This window comes from Caballeronia sp. TF1N1 (genome assembly GCF_022878925.1).
Taxonomy (GTDB): Bacteria; Pseudomonadota; Gammaproteobacteria; order Burkholderiales; family Burkholderiaceae; genus Caballeronia.
Genome location: NZ_CP084626.1, coordinates 2,159,511 through 2,179,327 on the forward strand (window position 1 = coordinate 2,159,511; position 19,817 = coordinate 2,179,327).

Annotated in this window: 16 protein-coding genes; 8 read left to right on the forward strand and 8 right to left on the reverse strand. The window is 63.3% G+C overall.

Annotated features, from left to right (window positions below; genetic code table 11):
* Positions 1 to 10: 10 nt before the first annotated feature.
* Positions 11 to 280, reverse strand: coding sequence for a hypothetical protein (locus LDZ28_RS10045; protein ID WP_244825932.1), 270 nt, complete (start codon positions 278 to 280; stop codon positions 11 to 13).
* A 148-nt stretch (positions 281 to 428) separates the two neighbouring features.
* Positions 429 to 1,499: a substrate-binding domain-containing protein gene (locus LDZ28_RS10050; protein ID WP_244828096.1), complete on the reverse strand. Its 1,071-nt coding sequence runs from the start codon at positions 1,497 to 1,499 to the stop codon at positions 429 to 431.
* Positions 1,500 to 1,626: 127 nt separating this feature from the next.
* Here LDZ28_RS10050 and LDZ28_RS10055 point away from each other — a divergent pair, with 127 nt between their 5' ends.
* From LDZ28_RS10055 to LDZ28_RS10070, 4 genes are read left to right on the forward strand one after another with little or no spacing between them, the layout of a single operon-like run.
* The gene (locus LDZ28_RS10055) at positions 1,627 to 2,124 is read left to right on the forward strand and encodes an NAD(P)H-dependent oxidoreductase subunit E (protein ID WP_244825934.1); all 498 of its coding nucleotides are present in this window, start codon (positions 1,627 to 1,629) and stop codon (positions 2,122 to 2,124) included.
* Positions 2,121 to 3,677, forward strand: coding sequence for an NADH-quinone oxidoreductase subunit NuoF (locus tag LDZ28_RS10060; protein ID WP_244825936.1), 1,557 nt, complete (start codon positions 2,121 to 2,123; stop codon positions 3,675 to 3,677). The genes LDZ28_RS10055 and LDZ28_RS10060 overlap by 4 nt, the downstream gene beginning before the upstream one ends.
* Positions 3,678 to 3,695: 18 nt before the next feature.
* Positions 3,696 to 6,623, forward strand: a complete 2,928-nt coding sequence (gene fdhF, locus LDZ28_RS10065; protein WP_244825938.1) for a formate dehydrogenase subunit alpha — start codon at positions 3,696 to 3,698, stop codon at positions 6,621 to 6,623.
* Positions 6,624 to 6,626: 3 nt separating this feature from the next.
* Positions 6,627 to 6,869 (forward strand): formate dehydrogenase subunit delta, encoded by a 243-nt coding sequence (locus LDZ28_RS10070; protein WP_244825940.1) that lies wholly within the window; start codon positions 6,627 to 6,629, stop codon positions 6,867 to 6,869.
* 63 nt (positions 6,870 to 6,932) lie between these two features.
* On the opposite strand, the gene LDZ28_RS10075 is transcribed toward LDZ28_RS10070, so the two are convergent.
* The 3 genes from LDZ28_RS10075 to LDZ28_RS10085 all read right to left on the reverse strand — a co-directional run bounded on the left by LDZ28_RS10075 (position 6,933) and on the right by LDZ28_RS10085 (position 10,214).
* The gene (locus LDZ28_RS10075; RefSeq protein ID WP_244825942.1) at positions 6,933 to 8,651 is read right to left on the reverse strand and encodes an FAD-dependent monooxygenase; all 1,719 of its coding nucleotides are present in this window, start codon (positions 8,649 to 8,651) and stop codon (positions 6,933 to 6,935) included.
* A 97-nt stretch (positions 8,652 to 8,748) separates the two neighbouring features.
* Positions 8,749 to 9,843, reverse strand: a complete 1,095-nt coding sequence (locus tag LDZ28_RS10080; protein ID WP_244825943.1) for a cation diffusion facilitator family transporter — start codon at positions 9,841 to 9,843, stop codon at positions 8,749 to 8,751.
* Between the two features lie 23 nt (positions 9,844 to 9,866).
* Entirely contained in the window at positions 9,867 to 10,214 is a 348-nt protein-coding gene (locus tag LDZ28_RS10085) for a helix-turn-helix transcriptional regulator (RefSeq protein ID WP_244825944.1), read from the reverse strand.
* Positions 10,215 to 10,343: 129 nt separating this feature from the next.
* On the opposite strand from LDZ28_RS10085, the gene LDZ28_RS10090 reads away from it, so the two are divergent.
* Entirely contained in the window at positions 10,344 to 12,194 is a 1,851-nt protein-coding gene (locus tag LDZ28_RS10090; protein ID WP_244825946.1) for a tetratricopeptide repeat protein, read from the forward strand.
* A 75-nt stretch (positions 12,195 to 12,269) separates the two neighbouring features.
* Here the strand turns inward: LDZ28_RS10090 and LDZ28_RS10095 are convergent, their stop codons facing one another.
* The gene (locus tag LDZ28_RS10095) at positions 12,270 to 13,565 is read right to left on the reverse strand and encodes an MFS transporter (RefSeq protein WP_244825947.1); all 1,296 of its coding nucleotides are present in this window, start codon (positions 13,563 to 13,565) and stop codon (positions 12,270 to 12,272) included.
* Between the two features lie 279 nt (positions 13,566 to 13,844).
* Here LDZ28_RS10095 and LDZ28_RS10100 point away from each other — a divergent pair, with 279 nt between their 5' ends.
* The 3 genes from LDZ28_RS10100 (at position 13,845) to LDZ28_RS10110 (ending at position 16,185) form a co-directional block, all read left to right on the forward strand.
* The gene (locus LDZ28_RS10100) at positions 13,845 to 14,297 is read left to right on the forward strand and encodes a GNAT family N-acetyltransferase (RefSeq protein WP_244828097.1); all 453 of its coding nucleotides are present in this window, start codon (positions 13,845 to 13,847) and stop codon (positions 14,295 to 14,297) included.
* A gap of 199 nt (positions 14,298 to 14,496) precedes the next feature.
* Positions 14,497 to 15,441: a hypothetical protein gene (locus LDZ28_RS10105; RefSeq protein ID WP_244825949.1), complete on the forward strand. Its 945-nt coding sequence runs from the start codon at positions 14,497 to 14,499 to the stop codon at positions 15,439 to 15,441.
* A 33-nt stretch (positions 15,442 to 15,474) separates the two neighbouring features.
* The gene (locus LDZ28_RS10110; protein WP_244825951.1) at positions 15,475 to 16,185 is read left to right on the forward strand and encodes a DUF2968 domain-containing protein; all 711 of its coding nucleotides are present in this window, start codon (positions 15,475 to 15,477) and stop codon (positions 16,183 to 16,185) included.
* Positions 16,186 to 16,393: 208 nt separating this feature from the next.
* On the opposite strand, the gene LDZ28_RS10115 is transcribed toward LDZ28_RS10110, so the two are convergent.
* On the reverse strand, positions 16,394 to 17,815 hold the full coding sequence (locus LDZ28_RS10115) for a gamma-glutamyl-gamma-aminobutyrate hydrolase family protein (RefSeq protein WP_244825953.1): 1,422 nt from the start codon (positions 17,813 to 17,815) through the stop codon (positions 16,394 to 16,396).
* Positions 17,816 to 17,946: 131 nt separating this feature from the next.
* Complete coding sequence (locus LDZ28_RS10120) at positions 17,947 to 19,704, reverse strand: cation:proton antiporter (protein WP_244825955.1); 1,758 nt, start codon at positions 19,702 to 19,704, stop codon at positions 17,947 to 17,949.
* Between the last annotated feature and the right edge of the window lie 113 nt (positions 19,705 to 19,817).

A 19,817-nucleotide genomic window follows, 5' to 3' on the forward strand; every position in this document is an offset into this window, starting at 1 on the left:
GAAACGGCGATCAGTTGGTGCCGTCCTTCGGGCACTTCAGATTGCAGCCGTCCGGGTCGCCGAGGTCACCGCGACGGCGCATGGGCGAGCTGCCCTTTTGATACTTATCGGTTGGCGCGGAAGCCGCAAACTGCATTTGCGGATGTTCGTTGAGGCGGAACTGGTCTTGCAGCACGCCGCCCGGCACGCCAGGCGAATTCTGGGCAAACGCAACGGGAATCAGATAGAACGCACCGGCGACGAGCGCAGCGGTGGTGGAAGCGAGCAACGTAAGTTTCATGGCGGAATTTCGCGCGGGACAGCCGCGTCTGGAACAGGGTTGAGTCGACAGCAAAGCGTTAGGTTAACCCAATTCACCGCCGCCAGCAGTTTCTTCCAGGTTGGCGTCTTCTTACCGTTCGTTTCTCCCGCGCGCGTCGGCGAGTGTCTCAGCCGCGCAAACCTTCTTCGATATCGACGAGCGAGCCGCAACGCGCCGGGTCGTAACCTTCCAGATGCGCCACGCTGTCGTTGAACGCGTCGCTGCGTAACACGCGCAATACGGTGGCAAGCCGCGCCTCGTTGAGCCGCGCGCGTTCGCATGCGAAGAAGTAGTCCTCGTCGATGATCGGAATGAAGTCGAGCGCGAAGTGCTGCGCGGCGGGCTGCACGCCAAAGCCCAAGTCGGCCATGCCGCTCGCGACGAACGCGGCGATGGCCGAATGCGTGAGTTCGGTGGTCGCGTAACCGTTGATCTGATCGGGATCGACACCGACGCCGCGCAAGGACAAATCGAGCAGCATGCGCGTGCCCGAGCCCGGCTGACGATTCACGAAGCGCACGTCGCTGCGCGCGAGATCGCGCAGTCCCGTCACGCGCTTTGGGTTGCCCTTCGGCACGAAGAGGCCCTGCGTGCGCCGCGTGAGCCGAATGAGTTGATGCTTGCCCGCATCGAGATAAGGACGATAGCTCTCCGCACACGTCGCGCGAAACGGGCCGATCGGCAGATGAAAGCCCGCCAGTTCGCACTCGCCGCGAGCCAGCGCACTCACGGCTTCGTAACTTTCGCGGTATTTGATGTCCACCGGCACGCGCTGTTCGCCGAGCGCGTGCACGAGCGTCGCGACCGCGTAGCCGTGCGATGCATGAATACGCACTTGCGCGAGACCACTGGCGAGTTTGCGATTGAGTTCATTGGCGACATCGCTTGCGACGGACTGCAGCGGCGTTTCGAGCCGGTCGCCGCAAACGCGCTGCGCACGCAACACGGACTCGCCAAGTTCCGACAATACCGACCCGCGTCCGCGCGATTTTCGGATCAGCGCGCCGCCCAGCCGCGCCTCGATTTCGCGCAACAAACCCCACGCATGCCGATAGGACAAACCCTTAGCGCTCGCGGCATTCGCGATGCTGCCAGTTTGAGAGACGAGCTTCAAAAGCGGCACAACCGCGCTCAGGCTGGTCTCCCGGCCATCGGCCTCGCGAAGGATGAGTTCGGCGCGGCATTCGACATCGACCATATGCATTGCCCCTTCCTATTGCCAAGATATATCACGACGCCTATTGTTCTTTTACCTGCTCGGTGCTTACGATTATATGATCGAAATATGCACTAATAAAACATATACCGAGCGTTGGAGGAGCCCCATGACACACACGCAGCCGTTGTCCGCCGCTGCCGCTGAAGACCTCGTGCGCCGCCATGCCGTGCACGACGCCACCTTGATGACCATCCTGCATGCCATCCAGGACGAAACCGGCTTCGTGCCGGAAGAAGTCGTCGCGCCGCTGGCGCGCGTCCTGTCGCTGTCGCGTGCGGAGGTTCACGGCACGATCACGTACTACCATCACTTTCGAAGCGCGCCGCCCGCGCGCGTGACCGTGCAGTTGTGCCGCGCGGAAGCGTGCCGCAGCATGGGCACCGAAGCGCTGAAGGATCACATCGAAGGGCATACCGGATGCCGTTTCGACAGCGGTCATGCCGAAGGCACCGAGCTCGAATCGGTGTATTGCCTCGGCCAATGCGCGCTGTCGCCGTCGATGATGATCAACGGCGAGATTCACGCGCGCGTCACGCCGCAGAAGTTCGATCGTCTTTACAAGGCAGCGAGCGAACAAAGCCAGAAGACAGAGGTGGCGGCATGACGCGCATCTACGTTCCCTGCGATTCCGCCGCGCTGGCATTGGGCGCGGACGGCATTGCGAAGGCCATCGAAAGCGAAGCGGACAAGCGCGGCATCGACGTGCAGATCGTGCGCAACGGTTCGCGCGGCCTCTTCTATCTCGAACCGCTCGTCGAAGTGGAAACGCCGCAAGGGCGCATCGGCTATTCGAATGTCGAAGAAGACGATATCGCCGCCCTCTTCGATGCCTCTTTTCACGAAGGCGGCGTCCACGCGAAGAACGTCGGCCTGGTCGACGACATTCCGTACCTCAAGAAGCAGCAGCGGCTGACGTTCGCGCGCATCGGTATCACGGACCCGCTTTCCGTCGACGATTACACCGCGCTCGGCGGACTCGCGGGCCTTCGCCAAGTGCTCGACATGAACGGCGACGCGGTGTGCGAAGCGCTCGTCGATTCCGGCCTGCGCGGACGCGGCGGCGCGGCATTCCCCGCCGGCATCAAATGGAAGACCGTGCGCGGCGCGTATGCGGACCAGAAGTACATCGTCTGCAATGCGGATGAAGGCGACTCCGGCACCTTCTCCGACCGCCTCGTCATGGAGAGCGATCCGTTCATGCTGATCGAAGGCATGATCATCGCGGGCGTGGCGACGGGCGCGACCAAGGGCTACATCTACGTGCGCAGCGAGTATCCGCATGCCATCGCCACCCTGAATCGGGCGATCGAGCGCGCGCGCGATGCCGGCTGGCTAGGCGCGAGCGTGCTCGGCACCTCGCATGCGTTCGACCTGTACGTGGCGAAAGGCGCGGGCGCGTATGTCTGCGGCGAGGAAACGGCGTTGCTCGAATCGCTCGAAGGCAAGCGCGGCATCGTGCGCGCGAAGCCGCCGGTGCCCGCGCTCGTCGGTTTGTACGGCAGGCCGACTGTCATCAACAACGTCATCACGCTCGCCACCGTGCCGATCATCTTTGCGAAAGGCGCTGCGTTCTATCGCGACTTCGGCATGGGACGCTCGCGCGGCACGCTACCCTTCCAGCTCGCGGGCAACGTCAAGCAAGGCGGACTCGTCGAACTCGCGTTCGGTGTGAGCCTGCGCGAACTGATACATGAATACGGCGGCGGCACGGCGAGCGGCCGTCCGGCGCGCGCGGTGCAGGTGGGCGGTCCGCTCGGCACGTATCTGCCGGAAAGCCAGTGGGATATTCCGCTCGACTACGAGGAATACGCGAAGGTCGGCGCAGTGGTCGGCCACGGCGGTCTCGTGATCCACGACGACACTTCGAACCTCGCCGAACTGGCGCAATACGCGATGCACTTCTGCGCGCTCGAATCGTGCGGCAAGTGCACGCCGTGCCGCATCGGCTCGACGCGCGGCGAAGAGGTCATCGGCAAGATTCGCGACGGCGATACGTCGGTGAAACAGATCACGCTGCTGCGCGAACTGTGCGACACCATGGTCGCCGGCTCGCTCTGCGCAATGGGCGGCATGACGCCGTTCCCGGTGCTGTCCGCGCTCGATCACTTTCCCGAAGATTTCGGGCTGCCCCGCACGCCCGCCCGAAAAGCGGCCTAAAGCAAGGGAGACAAGAACATGTCCAACACCATCAACGGCTGCGGCTCGGGCAATTGCGCATGCAAGAGCGCGGCCTCGGTTCAGCGCCGCGACCCGTTCGACGAAACCGATTACGGCACGCCGCTGCGTCACGCGGATATCGACGTGACGCTGGAAATCGATGGCCAGGCGGTCACGGTGCCGGCGGGAACGTCGGTGATGCGCGCGTCCATCGAAGCGGGCATCAACGTGCCCAAGCTCTGCGCCACGGATTCGCTCGAACCGTGGGGTTCGTGCCGCCTGTGTCTCGTCGAGATCGAGGGCAAGCGCGGCTATCCGGCTTCGTGCACGACGCCCGTGGAAGCGGGCATGAAGGTCCGCACGCAGACCGACCGGCTGCAGTCGCTGCGCCGCAACGTGATGGAACTCTACATTTCCGATCACCCGCTCGATTGCCTCACCTGTCCCGCCAACGGCGATTGCGAACTGCAGGACATGGCGGGCGTGGTCGGCTTGCGCGAAGTGCGTTATGGCTACGAAGGCGCGAACCATCTGAAGGACAAGAAGGACGAATCGAATCCGTACTTCACTTACGATCCGTCGAAGTGCATTGTCTGCAATCGCTGCGTGCGCGCGTGCGAGGAAACGCAAGGGACGTTCGCGCTGACCATCGCCGGGCGCGGTTTCGAATCGCGCGTGGCGGCAAGCGAAAACGTGCCGTTCATGGAGTCGGAGTGCGTGTCGTGCGGCGCGTGCGTCGCCGCGTGCCCGACCGCGACCTTGCAGGAAAGGACCGTCATCATGCTCGGTCAGGCGGAGCATTCGGCCATCACGACGTGTGCGTATTGCGGCGTCGGCTGCTCGCTCAAGGCCGAGATGAAAGGCAACACCGTCGTGCGCATGACGCCGAACAAGAACGGCCAGGCCAACGAAGGCCACGCGTGCGTGAAGGGCCGCTTCGCGTGGGGTTACGCCACGCACAAGGATCGCATCAAGAAGCCGATGATCCGCGCGAAGATCACCGACCCGTGGCGCGAAGTGTCGTGGGACGAAGCGATCAACTACGCGGCAAGCGAATTCCGCCGCATTCAGGACAAGTACGGGCGCGATTCCATCGGCGGTATCACCTCGTCGCGCTGTACCAACGAGGAAACCTATCTCGTGCAGAAGCTCGTGCGCGCGGCGTTCGGCAACAACAACGTCGATACCTGCGCGCGCGTCTGCCATTCGCCGACCGGCTACGGCCTCAAGTCCACGCTCGGCGAATCGGCGGGTACGCAGACGTTCGCGTCGGTCGAGAAATCCGATGTCATCGTCGTGATCGGCGCGAATCCCACGGACGGCCATCCGGTCTTCGGCTCGCGGCTGAAGCGGCGCGTGCGTGAAGGCGCGCAACTGATCGTGATCGACCCGCGCCGCATCGATATCGTCGATACGCCGCACGTGAAGGCGTCGCATCATCTGCAATTGCGGCCGGGCACCAACGTCGCGATGGTCAACTCGCTCGCGCATACCATCGTGACCGAAGGACTGGTCGATGAACCCTTCGTCGCCGCACGCTGCGAAACGCGCGCGTTTCAGCAATGGCGCGATTTCGTCTCGCTCGAAGAGAACTCGCCCGAAGCGATGGAAGCCGTCACGGGCGTGCCCGCGAAGCTCGTGCGCGAAGCCGCGCGCGCCTACGCGAACTGCGGCAACGGCGCGATCTACTACGGTCTCGGCGTGACCGAACACGCGCAAGGCTCGACCACGGTCATGGGCATCGCCAACTTGGCGATGGTCACGGGCAACGTGGGCCGCGAAGGCGTCGGCGTGAATCCGTTGCGCGGACAGAACAACGTGCAGGGTTCGTGCGACATGGGCTCGTTCCCGCACGAGTTGCCGGGCTATCGGCATATCAGCGATGCCGCGACGCGCGCCCTCTTCGAGGAAGCCTGGGACGTGAAGCTGCAGCCGGAACCGGGTCTGCGCATTCCGAACATGTTCGATGCCGCCGCGCACGGCACCTTCATGGGCCTTTATTGTCAGGGCGAGGATATCGTCCAGTCGGACCCGAACACGCAGCACGTCGCCGACGCGCTCTCGGCGATGGAATGCATCGTCGTGCAGGACATCTTCCTGAACGAAACCGCGAAGTACGCGCACGTTCTGCTGCCAGGCTCGACCTTCCTCGAAAAGGACGGCACCTTCACCAACGCCGAACGCCGCATCTCGCGCGTGCGCAAGGTCATGCCGCCGTTGCCCGGCCTGGGCGACTGGGAAGTGACCATCAAACTCGCGCGCGCACTTGGCTACGAGATGAACTACACGCATCCGTCCGAGATCATGGACGAGATCGCGCGACTCACGCCCACGTTTCACGGCGTGTCCTACGAGAAGCTCGACGAGCTCGGCAGCATTCAGTGGCCGTGCAACGAGCGTGCGCCGGAAGGCACGCCGACCATGCATATCGACGAATTCGTGCGCGGCAAGGGACGCTTCGTCATCACCAAGTTCGTGGCGACGCCGGAGAAGGTCACGCGCAAATATCCATTGCTGCTGACGACCGGGCGCATTCTGTCGCAGTACAACGTCGGCGCGCAGACGCGTCGCACCGAAAACTCGCAGTGGCACGACGAGGACCGTCTGGAGATTCATCCGGTCGATGCGGAAGATCGCGGCATCAAGACGGGCGACTGGGTTGGTATCGAATCGCGTGCGGGACAAACCGTGCTGCGCGCGAAGATCACCGAGCGCATGCAGCCGGGCGTCGTCTACACGACCTTCCACTTCCCGGAATCCGGCGCGAACGTGATCACCACGGACTCGTCGGACTGGGCCACCAACTGTCCTGAATACAAGGTCACGGCGGTGCAGGTCATGCCGGTGGAACAACCGTCGCAATGGCAAAAGGAATATTCGCGCTTCAACACGCAGCAGCTCGAACTGCTCAACATGCGCGATGTCGCGGCGACTACGGGGAAATGACGCATGGACGTGGATAACCTGATCGACATGGCGAACCGCATCGGCGAGTTTTTCGATTCGATGCCGGATCGCCCCGAGGCCGTCGATGGCGTGGCGGATCACATACGCCGCTTCTGGGAACCGCGCATGCGGCTCGCGATTCTTGCCGCACTCGACAATCCGGAGGCGAGCGCGTCGATGCTGCCAATTTTGCGCGAGGCATTGACCGCGCATAAGGACGATCTTCAGCCGAAAGTGGCGGCTTAACCTAAGCGATGGTGCCGTGCCGACGCCCTGCCCGCTTTCACGAGCGGCAGGGCGTTTTTCGTTTTACTCGCGATACTCGTGCGCGGGCGGCTCGTTGTTATCCGCGCCCTGTGCGCTGAACCACGTCTCGCAGTGGCGCAGCAACGAGTGGACGTCCGAAGGCGCCCGCCCGCGCGCCGCGATATAACCATCCGGCCGCACGAGATAGAACGCGGGACGCGTGCGCCCGTAATTGTCGGTGAGCGAAGTCGCACCTTCGCCTTGCGTATCGGTGATACGCCATACGCGCACGGCATTCGGCATGAGCGCTTCGATGGAGCGCACGAGGCCGTCGAGGTCGGGATCGCGCATCGCGTGCGCCACGGTGATGGTCGCCGGCGCCAGCGCGATGTCGTCCTCGCCCGACGGGTTCAGCAGCAGGAACAGCGAGAAGCAGCCCGGATCATGCAGGTCGTAGAGACAGCCGACGCCGGGCAAGCGGCCGAGCGGGCCATCGACGACATGCACGCGTGCATCGGGCGCGCGTTCGCCGGCGCGCGGACCGCCATCGAGCAGACGCTCCAGCGTGAGCGGGCTCTTGCGATAGTTGATCGAAAGCTCGCTCACCGTGCGCCGCATGGCATCGCGCAACGGGCCGATAGCGGCGAGCATCGGCATGACGTGATCGCGCATGAGCTTCATCGGGCCGTGTTCCGCGCCCGCCATCTGCAACAGCATGTTCGACTGACGCAGCACGTCGCGCTCGATCGGATGCCGTTCCGCGTGATAGCTGTCGAGCAGGCGTTCGGGCGCGCCGCCCGCGAGCATGCGCGCGAGTTTCCAGCCGAGATTGAACGCTTCCTGAATGCCCGTGTTCATGCCTTGCGCGCCTGCGGGGCTATGAACGTGAGCGGCGTCGCCCGCAAGGAAAATGCGCTCCACGCGCAGACGATCCACCATGCGGCTATTGACATGAAAGTACGCCGACCACGTGAGATTCGACAGCGTGACGCGATGATGCACGCGCCGCTCGACGATCGCGCGACATTCCTCGATAGTGGGCCCTGCCTTCTCCTTGTCGTCGACGGGCGCGGGCAAGTCGGCGATGAGACGCGCGCGGCCATCGCTCATCGGAAAGAGCGCGGCGAGGCCTTCGCCCGACGCGAAGATATGGAGTTCGTCGTCGGGCCAGTCGGAATCGGCTTGCAGGTCGGCGAGCAGGAAGGTCTGGTCGAACGTCTTGCCGTCGAAGCCGATTTCCAGCCGATGCCGCACGAAGCTATGCGCGCCATCGGCGGCGATCATGTAGGACGGGCGCAGGATCTCATCGCGGCCATTGGCGTGTCGCAAGGTGGCTTGCACGCCCGCCGCGCCCTGATTGAAATCGACGAGTTCGACGCCGCGCTCGATCGTCACGCCCTGGCTTTCGAGATGCCCGGCAAGCAGGCGTTCGGTTTCGGATTGGTCGAGAAACAGCAGATAGGGATAGCGCGTCTGCAACGGATCGAAGTCGAGCCGCGCGAGGCGCTGACCGTTCGAATAGAGGTTCGCCACCCGCGAGCGATGCCCGAGTTCGAGAAACGGCTCGACGACGCGATGCTGTTCCAGCAGTTCGAGCGTGCGCGCCTGAATGCCGATGGCGCGTGAATACGGCGAGCGCTCGTGCGCGCGGTCGATGAGCCGCACGGGAATATGCGCGCGCGAAAGGCTCATGGCGGCGGCGAGTCCCGTAGGACCGGCACCGACGATCAGAACGGGCGCGACATCCAGCTTGTCGTTCGGATTCAGCTTTGGCGCAAACATGCGGTCCTCCCTGAAACGTCACGTTGTCGAGTGTACGCCGTGGCCGCGCCTCGGTGGACCTGGGCGCCGACCTCGGCGCACACGCGCGGCCGTGCCTTCAATGCGCGTGCGCGCGTTCCTGCTGCAGTACGCACTCGTGGCAGCTCATGCCGAGTTCCACTTGCAAGGTCGAATGATGCATCGAGTAGTCGCTTCGCAAGGTGGTCACGACGCCCTGCACGAAGGCATCGCCGGGATGGCCTTGCGGCATCACGAGATGCACGGTGAGCGCGTTCTCCGTGGTGGACAGCGCCCACACGTGCAGGTCGTGCACGTTACGCACGCCGGGCAAGCGCGTCAGATAGCCTTCGATACGCGCCAGATCCACGCTCGGCGGCACGGCTGCCATGGCAAGGCGCATCGCGTCGCGCCCGAGGCCCCACGTGCCGTAGACGATCACCGCGACCACGACGATGCTCATCACCGGATCGAGCCAGCTCATGCCTGTGAAGAGGATGACGAGGCCGCTCACGGCGACGGCGGCGGAGATCGCGGCATCGGCGGCCATGTGCAGGAAGGCGCCGCGCACGTTGAGGTCCTCCTTGCTGCCGCGCATGAAGAGCCACGCCGAGAAGCCGTTGACGACCATGCCGAGCGTCGCGACGATGAACACGTCGAGTCCCGCGACGGGCGCCGGATTCAACAGACGCTGGACGGCTTCGAGCACGATCGCGCCGCACGCGAAAAGCAAAAGCGCGGCATTGGCAAGCGAGGCGAGAATCGACGAACTTCCGAGGCCGAAGGTATAGCGCGCGCTCGGCCGGCGCGTGCCGAGCCATACCGCGCCCCACGCAAGCAAGAGACCGAGCACGTCGGAGAGATTGTGACCGGCGTCGGCGAGCAGCGCGGTGGAATGCGCGAGAAAGCCGTAGACGGCCTGCACGATCACGATCAGCACGTTCAGGCCGACTGCCAGCGCGAACGTGCGCCCTTGTCCGGCCTGCGGCGCGTGATGGTGATGATGTCCGCCCGCGCCGTGGTCGTGACCTTTGTGGTCGTGACCTTTGTGGTCGTGACCGGCGTGGTCGTCGCCGGCATGCTCATGACCTTTGTGGTCGTGACCGGCGTGGTCGTCGCCGGCATGCTCGTGACCGGCGTGGTCATGTCCCGCGTGAACGTGGTCTTCGTGGTCGTGCTGCGTTTGCTTGTTCATCGTGGTGCCCGTGATTCGTTCGATCAGTCGATATCCGTCGCGTCCTGCGGCTGCGGCTCGGCAATGTGTTCCAGCAATTCGCCGAGCATCCCGCTGATATGGCGATCCGCCGCCACGTAAAAAACCTGCTTGCCCTGCCGCTCGGCCCGCACGATCCGCGCCGCGCGCAGGAGCCGCAAGTGATGGCTCACGAGCGAACCCGACAACCCGAGCCCCTCCGCGATCGCGCCCACCGCGCGCCTTTCAGCGACACACGCGAGCACGATGCGCAAGCGCGTCGGGTCGCCAAGCAAGCGAAACAGGTCGGCAAGCGGTACGACGCGGTCATCCGAAGTGATGCCGCCAGCAGGATTCAGTGGAGTCGAAGCCACGACTTGATCGTCAACATATGAATAGGTGTTCACATGTTAAGGACCATCGACGCGACATGTCAACCGTACAGGCGGAAATCGCTCGGGCCAGTGTGGGAAAATACGTGTGTTTTGCACAAACTTCCCGTCATGGACACCGTATTTGCCCGCGGCTTCGCGGCCCATCGTGACGGCCGCCTGACCGAGGCGGAGCGCGACTATCAGGCCGCGCTCGCCGCCGAACCCCTTCACGTCGACGCGCTCCACTACCTCGGCGTGCTGCGCCATCAACAAGGCCAGCACGAGGAAGCGGCTTCTCTCGTGCGCCGCGCGGTAGACCTGCGTCCGACCGATGCCGGTCTGCAACTCAACCTGGGCAACGCGCTCAAGGCGCTCGGCCGTATCGACGACGCCATCGAGCGTTTTCGTAACGCGCTCACGCTCGAACCGGGCTTTCCACTCGCGCAGTACAACCTCGGCAACGCGTACACGGCGGTCGGCCGCCATGAAGACGCCGCCGATGCCTTCGAGAAAGCGCTGCGTCTGCAGCCACGAGACGCCGCCGCGTGGAACAACTTCGGCAACGCGCTGGCGTCGCTTGATCGTCATGCGGATGCCGCGCGCGCGTTTCGCCGCGCGCTCGATTTACGGCCGCGCCACGCGGGCGCGCACAACAATCTCGGCATGGCGCTCAACGCACTCGGCGACTCGGTCGGCGCGGTCGCGCATTTTCGCGCGGCCATCGACGCGGAGCCGAATTATGTCGCCGCGCATTTCAACCTGGGCAATCTGCTCGACAAGACCGGGCACCCCGAAGAAGCGCTTCCCGCGCTGCACAAGACGCTCAGCTTGCAGCCGCGCTTTGCCCCGGCGCACTTCGGACTTGGCCACGTGCTTGCCAAGCTCAATCGCCACCACGAAGCGGTCGTGAGCTATGAGCGCGCGGTCGGGCTGGACCCGAAGTACGGCGTGGCGTGGCTGTGTCTCGGTAATTCGCAGCTCGCGCTCGCATCGCCCGCCGCGGCGATCCGCGCATTCGATCAGGCGTTGCGGCTCGACCCGCACATGCCCGCCGCGCATCTGAACCGTGGTCTCGCGCTACTCGCGCTCGGCGATTACGAGCGCGGCCTGCCCGCTTACGAATGGCGGCTCAAGACGCCGGGCGCCGACGACGCCCCGCCGCTGCCGCGCTGGAACGGCGAGCCGCTGCCGCAGCAGACCCTGCTCGTGCGCTCCGAACAAGGCTTCGGCGACACCCTGCAATTCGTGCGCCTCGTGGCGTTTGCGGCTAAGCGCGTCGGCAAGCTCGTGCTCGAAGTACAAGCGTCGCTGGTGCCGCTGATCGCGCCGGCGGCACACGCGGCGCGCATCGAGCTCGTCGGCAGGACGGAAGGCGTGCGCATCGTCGCCGATGCATTCTGTCCGCTCCTCAGCCTGCCGCTCGCGCTCGGCATGACGACGCCCGAGGCGATCCCGGCGCGCACGCCCTATCTCGTGATTCCGGCCGACTATCGCCGGAAGTGGCGCGGGTCGATCGGCGGGCAGGCGAAGCGCAAGATCGGCATCGCGTGGTCGGGACGGCTGCAGCCGGGCGAAACGCGCTCCATGCCGGTCGAAGCGCTCGCGCCGCTGTTGGCGCTCGAAGGCATCGACTGGGTCGTGCTGCAGCCGTTTCTCACCGAACACGAGCGCGACACATTGCAAAAGCATCCGAACGCGAAGTCGGCGCATCGCTTCGAGGGCAAGCTGGAAAATTTCGCGGATACCGCCGCCATCGTCGACCGACTCGACGCCGTGGTGTCGATCGATACCTCGATCGCGCATCTGGCCGGCGCACTCGGCAAACCGGTCATCGTCATGCTGCCGTTCGCGGCCGACTGGCGCTGGGGTATCAGCGGCGCGACATGCGTGTGGTATCCGCGCGCGCGGCTCGTGCGGCAGCACGTGCCCGGCGACTGGCACGGCGTGGTCGAAAAGGTCGTGGCGGCACTGCGCGAGTGATGCCCGCAGGTTTCGTCGATGCAAAAAAAATCCCTCGCCGCGACGAGGGATTTTTATTTCAGCCAGCTACGGACGTCAGGCTGTCTTGTACTGATTGCGTGCTTCCGGCGAGCGATACAGCACGAGCGTGGCGATCAGACCGCAGATGGCCGCGAGACCCATCCACAAGCCCGGCGCGGCCTTGTTGCCGGTCGAGTGAATCAGATAGGTCGAGATGGCAGGCGTAAAGCCGCCGATGGTCGTCGCGAGACTGTAGGCCATCGAGAAGCCGGTGGTGCGCACGTCGACCGGCATGACTTCCGTGAGCGCCACGACCATCGCGCCGTTGTAGCTACCGTAGAGGAACGACAACCACAGTTCGACGATCAGGAGCCGCCCGAACGATGGATCGGCGACGAGCCATTGCACGGCCGGATACGACGTGAGAATGGTCAGAATGGTGAAGAACAGCAACACCGGACGACGCCCGATGCGGTCCGACAACGCGCCCATGACGGGGAGCCAGACGAGGTTGGAGAGCCCGACGCATACGGTGACGACGAGTGCATCGATGGAAGACAGCTTCAGCACTTCCTTGCCGAAGGTCGGCGTGTAGGCGGTGATCATGTAAAACGACACGGTCGTCATGATGACCATGCCCATGCCCGCGAGCACGATCGGCCAGCTTGTTGCGATCGAGCGCGCGATCTCGGCCATGCCGGGACGATGCTTGCGCGCCAGGAACTCGTCCGTCTCACGCAGCGAACGGCGGATGATGAAGAGGAACGGCACGATCAGGCAGCCGATCAAAAACGGCACGCGCCAGCCCCACGCGGTCATCTGGTCGGCCGGCAGCAACTGGTTCATGACCACGCCGATGAGCGCGGCGAACACGACGGCCACTTGCTGGCTGCCCGACTGCCATGAACAATAGAAGCCCTTGTTGCCCTTGGTCGCGATCTCGGACAAATACACCGACACGCCGCCGAGCTCGACGCCCGCCGAGAAGCCCTGCAGAAGCCGCCCGAGAAGCACGATGATCGGTGCGATCGCGCCGATGGTGGCGTAGCCCGGCACGAGCGCGACGCAAGCGGTGCCAATAGCCATCAGCATCAGCGTGAGGATGAGGCCCTTGCGCCGCCCGTGATGGTCGATGTACGCGCCGAGTACGATCGCCCCGACCGGACGCATGAGGAAGCCTGCGCCGAATACGGAAAGCGCGAGCATCAGCGAGGCGAACTCGTTGCCGCTCGGGAAGTAGGTTTTGGCGATGGCGGAGGCGTAATAGCCGTAAACCATGAAGTCGTACATTTCAAGGAAGTTGCCGCTGACGACGCGGAAAACCGTCTTGAACTTCGATTCATTGGCGGGTGCAACGTGAGTCGTGGACATGGACTTTCTCGAATCAGGCTGAACGACGCATCGCGGTTCGCGAACCGCTTCTGGCCGGTGGCGAAGGGTTTTCGCTTGATTAGGGTTTACCCGTAATTCTTTTGTAAATTCACGAGTGCCTCAATCTTAACGCCTGCGGACGTTTCTCTGCACGCAACTTCGGTCAACATCACTCAAAAGAAGATTAACAATAGCTTACATATGCCTATCTCCAAGCCTACAAATTCAGCTATTGTTTTCAGGACCGCAACGCCGGCCGACACCGCTCTGATCGTGTCGATGCACACGCGCAGTTGGGTGGCCACCTATCGCGGCATCGTGCCGGATGTCTATCTCGATCGGGACATTCACGCAGAGCGCGCCGCGCACTGGCAAACCCGTATGCGGGAAATCGAGGCCGGCGCGGGTCGCGTGCTGATCGCCGAACATGCGGGTGAGCCGGTGGGTTTCGTATGTCTCGTCGAACCGGACGACACGGGCAGCGTGCTCGTCGACAATCTGCATGCGCTGCCGGGGCACAAAGGGCTTGGCGCCGGGACCGCGATGCTCGCCGAAGCCGCACGCTGGGCGCGCACACGTGGCGCGCGCGAACTGCATCTTTACGTGCTGGAAGACAACGCGGCGGCTATCGGCTTTTACGAGTCGCGCGGATGGAGGCTCACTTCGCGTCAAGCCGACAACATGGCGGGCCTCGATTTGTTCTCGTTGCGCTACACGCTCTCTCTGAATTAAATGCGGCTCACAAGCAATGCTTCCGACATAAAAGCTGCCATCTGTCAATAAGCATTCCTTTTAAGATCGAATCATTAGGATAAGTCTGGTCGTTTAGTTCAGTGCTGTTTCGTATGATCGCGAGTCAATCTAGCTGACCTCGGGCCGATGCCCGCACGTCCCAATCGTGCGCGCATCGGCGCATCCACCTGGAACACTCATGAACGAGCCTCTGATCGTCGTGGAAGGCAATCTACGCCTGCCAACGGTGCGCCCGCTCGCTGATCCATCGCTGAAATTCGGCCGCGAGTGGTCGCCCGCGCGCGCTCGGCCGAGTACGTCGCGCTCCGAGATTCCGCTCTACGGCGCACGGTTCAATACCAAGTACTCGCGCATGTCCGACTCGTCGGACTCGTTGCATGCGCGTTCTCCGTATCAAGCGACGAGTATCTGGGGAAAGCTCGCCAAGGGCGCCACGCGTCCTTCTACGTCGCGTATGAAAGAGCCTGCCGCACAGGTCGATGCGGCTGCGGAAAGAAAGCCCATGCGTATCGATCTGCGCACTCCGTCGCCGTTACGCAAGCGGCCTTACCGCATCGGCAGCTTTGAAAAATCCGCTATTGCCATCGCGGTTTCGGCGTTGTTCGTCTGGGTGCTGTTCGCGCATGAACAGTGGCTGGAACGAAGCGGGTCGAAGCCCGCGGTTGATGACGCAGAACAGATGCAGATTGGACAAGCGGTGTCGCGCGACAGAGCGGCGGATGCGACGCGCGTGCCCACGGTAAGTCAACCGGGGGACCCGCGCCCGGTCGACCCAACGCAGCCTGTCGCGGCGCGCGTTCTCATGGCAAGTCGGCCCGCGCATGCGCGTGAGTTAGAACCAGCGCCGGCTTCCGTACATGCCGAAGCGTCCCACGCACGAACTCCTCGATACGTGAACGCGGGCGCACATCGCGCGAAGCGGGCAGCCACGAAACCGGTTATTCGATACGCGGCATCGACACATCGCGGCGCGAGCACGAAGCCCAAGCAACTCACTGCGGCGCCGCGCGCCACTGAGCCGCTGAACGTCGCCGCCCTCTACTCCATGCTCCAGCATTCGCCCACGCTCGACAGCAATGTCGCTTCACGTCCCGACAATGCATCGGCCAATCAGGCCCGGTGATGAATCGCTTAACTTTATCGGCATGAAGCCAACATGATGCACTTACGTTTCATTCGTCACGCAGTACTTGTCCTCGCTTTGTTCCTCTCCGGATTGCTAGCTTTTTTCGCCGATGCATCGGCTGCCACGAGCCCGGCTCCGGCTCCAAAAGCCGATCGAACAAACAGCGCACCGGCGCTATCGCCTGAAGACCTCTCCGATCTTCAGAGCGATGGCGCGTCGCCCTCCGCGAGCAATCTCGCCGAACTGCAGGACATGGTGCAGGCGGGCCGACTGACCGAGCTGCGCGTCACGCGCAATGGCAGCTACGGCGCGAGGCTCTATTTTCTGCCGCAAGAGATGCTCTATTACGTGGCGTTGTCGCAGGACTCGCATTCGTGGCGCGTCGTGAAGACGCAGGAGGAGAATCGCGCCGAATCGGTCTACGCGCAGTTCGCGCGCAAGACACATGATCTTGCCGATGGCGAGATTCGCCGTCTGCAGTTGCAGGCGCAAAAAGCGCTGCTCGACCGCGTGATCGCCGTGTCGGCGAATCGCGCGAACCGGTTATCCGCCGATCTCGCGCTCGCGCAGCAGCAGGACACGCAGGTGTCGGAACGTCAGCAACAATTGCAGGCGGAATCGGCTGCGCTGCAGAGCGACAAGCTCGAATCGGAACGCAAGCTGCGCGCATTGCAGATGCAGGTCGATCAGTTGCAGCGTGCGAGCGAAGCCGGGCTGGCTCCGGTGGGTTCGGCGCGGTGACTTTCTGATTCGGTGAGTTTGCGCGCGTGAGCGGATTTCACGGTCGCGGTACATCATTCCGACATGCATTCTCGGTTTCGCTTAGAACCAAAGCCGGCTCGTCGACGACTATCACCCAAATCCGCGCTTCAACCCCAATCATGCAAAACAAAAAGGCCCGCTCATTACGAAGCGGGCCTCGATGCCAACGCACGTCCAAACCAACGCCCTAGAACCGCGTCTCCCGCGCCACGCGCAAAAACGTATCGAGCAGCGGCGTGCAATCGAGCAATTCCGATCCGCCCGCGCGATGAAACTCCGGGTGCCACTGCACGCCCACCACGAACGGCGCCTTGCGATACCGCACTGCTTCGATAATCCCATCCTGCGCCGAGACCGCCTCGACGTTGAGATCCCGCCCAAGGGACTTCACCGCTTGATGGTGAATCGAGTTGACGATTGCATCGCGCTGATTCGGAAACATGTTGGCGAGCGTCGAGCCATCGGGAAAGCGCAGCGAGTGCCGATGCTGATCGTAGTGCTCGTTCACGTGGATGCCCGCAGTCGGCACTTCGGTGGCGATATCGCCGTAGAGCGTGCCGCCGAATGCCACGTTGATGAGCTGACAGCCGCGACACACGCCGAGCACCGGCTTGCCTGACTCGATGAATTCGTGCAGCAGTTCCAGCTCATACATGTCGCGCACGCGATCGCCCGGCCATTCGGGGCGCGTCACGACCTCCTCGTAAGATTGCGGCGACACGTCCGCGCCACCCTGAAGCAGCAGCCCGTCGAGATTCTTCGCATAGTCGCGCAGGCGGATATTGCTCGGATGCAGCATGCCTTGCGTGCCGACCGTCGGAATCATGAACACGAGCACATCGCGCGACATGACCCAATGCGCGATGGATTCCTCCAGATATTGCAGCGTCTTGCCACGCAAACCCTTAGCGCCCGGCTCCGGATGAAAAATGCGCGCCGACACGCCGATCCTCAACGTGCGTTGCGTGATGCGCTGCCCTGCCCGGTCGAAGATTTGTCGCGCACGCGCGGCGATCACGCGCCCGAACACGGACCACGCCGAATCCGATTGCTTGAGATACGCAGGCGGCGCTTGCGTCGCGCTCGCTGTCTGCTGACCGGGCGGCGGCAAGGGCGGCGGATTGAGCGTGCCGAAATCCGGCGCGGCGGTGAACTCGGGCGGCAGAACGCTGGCCTTCACCGGTTCGGGTTCGGGTTCGGCTTCCGTGCCCGCGATGATGCTTTCGATATCGCTGCCCGCTTGCGCCTCGGTCGCGGCTTCGAGACTCTCGGCCAAGTTCGCTTTTGCATCGAGAGGCTTCGCGCGCACGACTGGTTCCGGCGCGACCTTGGCGTTTGCTTCGAGTGCCTCGGCCCGTCGCGCCGCTGCCTTATCGACGGGCTCAACGGTCGAAGCGCTCGAAGGCGCATCCGTCGATGCCCGCTCGGTCGCGCTCGGGTCCGAACCCGGCGTGGTTGACGTTTGAGGTGCTTGAGGTGCCTGAGGTGCTTGCGGTGCGCCATCTCGCGCCACGCCCGCCGCCGATGCATCCGCCCCACTTCGGCGGGCGTCGGGCGCCGCGCCGTTTGCGATGGAGCCTGAGTCGTTCGAGGTTTTGTTTTCGCTCATTCCGTTGTCCGGCGCGCGAACGCCAGGGAAAGAATCAACACGTTTCGATTATCCGCCTCTCGAACAGACGGGGCAAACCAGCACACATTTGCTCACATTATCGCGGCAATCGTAATGAATGGATGATTCCTTCAGTGATCGCGCGGCTCCTCGAAGGTTTCGCGCAACGCGATCTGCATGGTCGCGTGAATCTTTACGCACCAGCGCCAGAGTACCGTCAAGAGCAACGCCGCGCAGACGAGCACGGCCACCATCAATCCGAAAGGCGGCAAGATGCCGCCCGAAAGCGCGGCCACGAGCAGAAAGACGCCGAACATGGCGACGATGGGAATCAGCCCCGAGATGGCCGAACGAATCGCGCTCGTGAAGCGTCCGGCCTTCGCGGGTTGCACGCTGACTTCGGCGAGCAGAAGCGCAAGCGAATCCAGCTTGCGATACACCGCCACCAGAAACGGCAGCGCGATCAACAAGGCCGCGCTCCACAACACGACGCGCTGCGCATTGTCCGATTCGAGCCAGCGCGCGAGGTAGCCGGAAACGAACGGTGCCGAATACGACGCGCCAAGAAAAATCGCAGCCACGAGCGCCAGGTTCACCGCGATCTGCAGAACGATGCGCCGGGTCATCGAAAAGAGCGTCGGGCCACCAGTCGCGGGCGTGAGACTCGCGAGCCACTGCGAGTAGAGGCCGAAGGTGTTGGCGAGCGGCGCGGGCATCGCGCGAGCGAGACGCATGGTGATGGGATCGGCGGCGCGAATCAGATACGGCGTGAAGAGCGTGGTGAGCGCGGAGACGGCGACCGCGATCGGATAGAGAAACGCGCTCGTCACCTTGAGCGACAACCCGAGCGACGCGATGATGAACGAGAACTCGCCGATCTGCGCGACGCTCATGCCGACGCGCATCGCCGTGCGCCCGTCCTTACCGGCGAGAAAAGTGCCGAGTCCGCACGATACGATCTTGCCGAACACGACCGCCACGGTGATGACCGCGATCGGCCACGCGTAATCGACGAGCACGGACGGATTCAGCAGCAAGCCGATGGTCACGAAGAAGATGGCCGAAAACATGTCGCGTACCGGCGCGATGAGATGCTCGATGCGCGCGAGATTCTTCGACTCCGCCATGATCGCGCCGATCAGAAAGGCGCCGAGCGCGATGCTGTAATCGAGCTTCACGACCAGCAGACAAAAGCCGAAGCAGAAGCCGAGCACGGTGACGAGCAGCATCTCGTCGCTTTTCGCGCGTGCCACGTAATCCAGCGCGCGCGGCACGATGAGAATGCCGACCACGAGCGACACGGTCATGAAAAGCAGCAACTTGCCGAGCGTGATGGCCGCGACGCCCGCCGTGACGGAACCTGTCTGCGCGATGCCGGAAAGCAGCACGAGCATTGCGATGGCGAGAATGTCCTCGACAATCAAGATGCCGAACACGAGTTGCGCGAACGGCTCGCCTTTCATCTTGAGCTCGGACAGCGCCTTCACGATGATCGTCGTCGACGAAATCGCCAGCACCGCGCCGAGAAAGAGCGAATCCATCGAATTCCAGCCGAACCAGCGGCCTATCTCGTAGCCGATCCAGATCATCAGCACGATCTCGGACAGCGCCGCGACGAACGCCGTCGCACCCACCTTGAAGAGTTTGCGCAGACTGAATTCGAGGCCGAGCGAGAACATCAGGAAGACCACGCCTAGTTCGCCGAGCGTCTGGATGGTGGCTTCGTCGTGAATCAGCTGAAACGGCGGCGTGTATGGCCCGATGATGACGCCCGCAACGATATAACCGAGCACGACCGGCTGACGCATGCGATGAAACAACACCGTCACGACGCCCGCGATGGCCATGATTACCGCGAGATCCTGAATGAAGCCGATCGCGTGATGCATCCAAAAAATCCTTACAAATTGGTAAACGGGATTCGATGTTACCGCACGGCAACGAAATCGCGCCGAGTTCGGCACTGAGTCAAGCGGATTGGAGATCAAGCAGGAGTTAAGCG

What these genes read in the sequence shown, in the direction of transcription:
- LDZ28_RS10045 (WP_244825932.1), bottom strand. Translation starts at nt 280, where the DNA reads ATGAAACTTACGTTGCTCGCTTCCACCACCGCTGCGCTCGTCGCCGGT.
- LDZ28_RS10050 (WP_244828096.1), bottom strand. Translation starts at nt 1,499, where the DNA reads ATGGTCGATGTCGAATGCCGCGCCGAACTCATCCTTCGCGAGGCCGAT.
- LDZ28_RS10055 (WP_244825934.1), top strand. Translation starts at nt 1,627, where the DNA reads ATGACACACACGCAGCCGTTGTCCGCCGCTGCCGCTGAAGACCTCGTG.
- LDZ28_RS10060 (WP_244825936.1), top strand. Translation starts at nt 2,121, where the DNA reads ATGACGCGCATCTACGTTCCCTGCGATTCCGCCGCGCTGGCATTGGGC.
- fdhF (WP_244825938.1), top strand. Translation starts at nt 3,696, where the DNA reads ATGTCCAACACCATCAACGGCTGCGGCTCGGGCAATTGCGCATGCAAG.
- LDZ28_RS10070 (WP_244825940.1), top strand. Translation starts at nt 6,627, where the DNA reads ATGGACGTGGATAACCTGATCGACATGGCGAACCGCATCGGCGAGTTT.
- LDZ28_RS10075 (WP_244825942.1), bottom strand. Translation starts at nt 8,651, where the DNA reads ATGTTTGCGCCAAAGCTGAATCCGAACGACAAGCTGGATGTCGCGCCC.
- LDZ28_RS10080 (WP_244825943.1), bottom strand. Translation starts at nt 9,843, where the DNA reads ATGAACAAGCAAACGCAGCACGACCACGAAGACCACGTTCACGCGGGA.
- LDZ28_RS10090 (WP_244825946.1), top strand. Translation starts at nt 10,344, where the DNA reads ATGGACACCGTATTTGCCCGCGGCTTCGCGGCCCATCGTGACGGCCGC.
- LDZ28_RS10095 (WP_244825947.1), bottom strand. Translation starts at nt 13,565, where the DNA reads ATGTCCACGACTCACGTTGCACCCGCCAATGAATCGAAGTTCAAGACG.
- LDZ28_RS10100 (WP_244828097.1), top strand. Translation starts at nt 13,845, where the DNA reads ATGCACACGCGCAGTTGGGTGGCCACCTATCGCGGCATCGTGCCGGAT.
- LDZ28_RS10105 (WP_244825949.1), top strand. Translation starts at nt 14,497, where the DNA reads ATGAACGAGCCTCTGATCGTCGTGGAAGGCAATCTACGCCTGCCAACG.
- LDZ28_RS10110 (WP_244825951.1), top strand. Translation starts at nt 15,475, where the DNA reads ATGATGCACTTACGTTTCATTCGTCACGCAGTACTTGTCCTCGCTTTG.
- LDZ28_RS10115 (WP_244825953.1), bottom strand. Translation starts at nt 17,815, where the DNA reads ATGAGCGAAAACAAAACCTCGAACGACTCAGGCTCCATCGCAAACGGC.
- LDZ28_RS10120 (WP_244825955.1), bottom strand. Translation starts at nt 19,704, where the DNA reads ATGCATCACGCGATCGGCTTCATTCAGGATCTCGCGGTAATCATGGCC.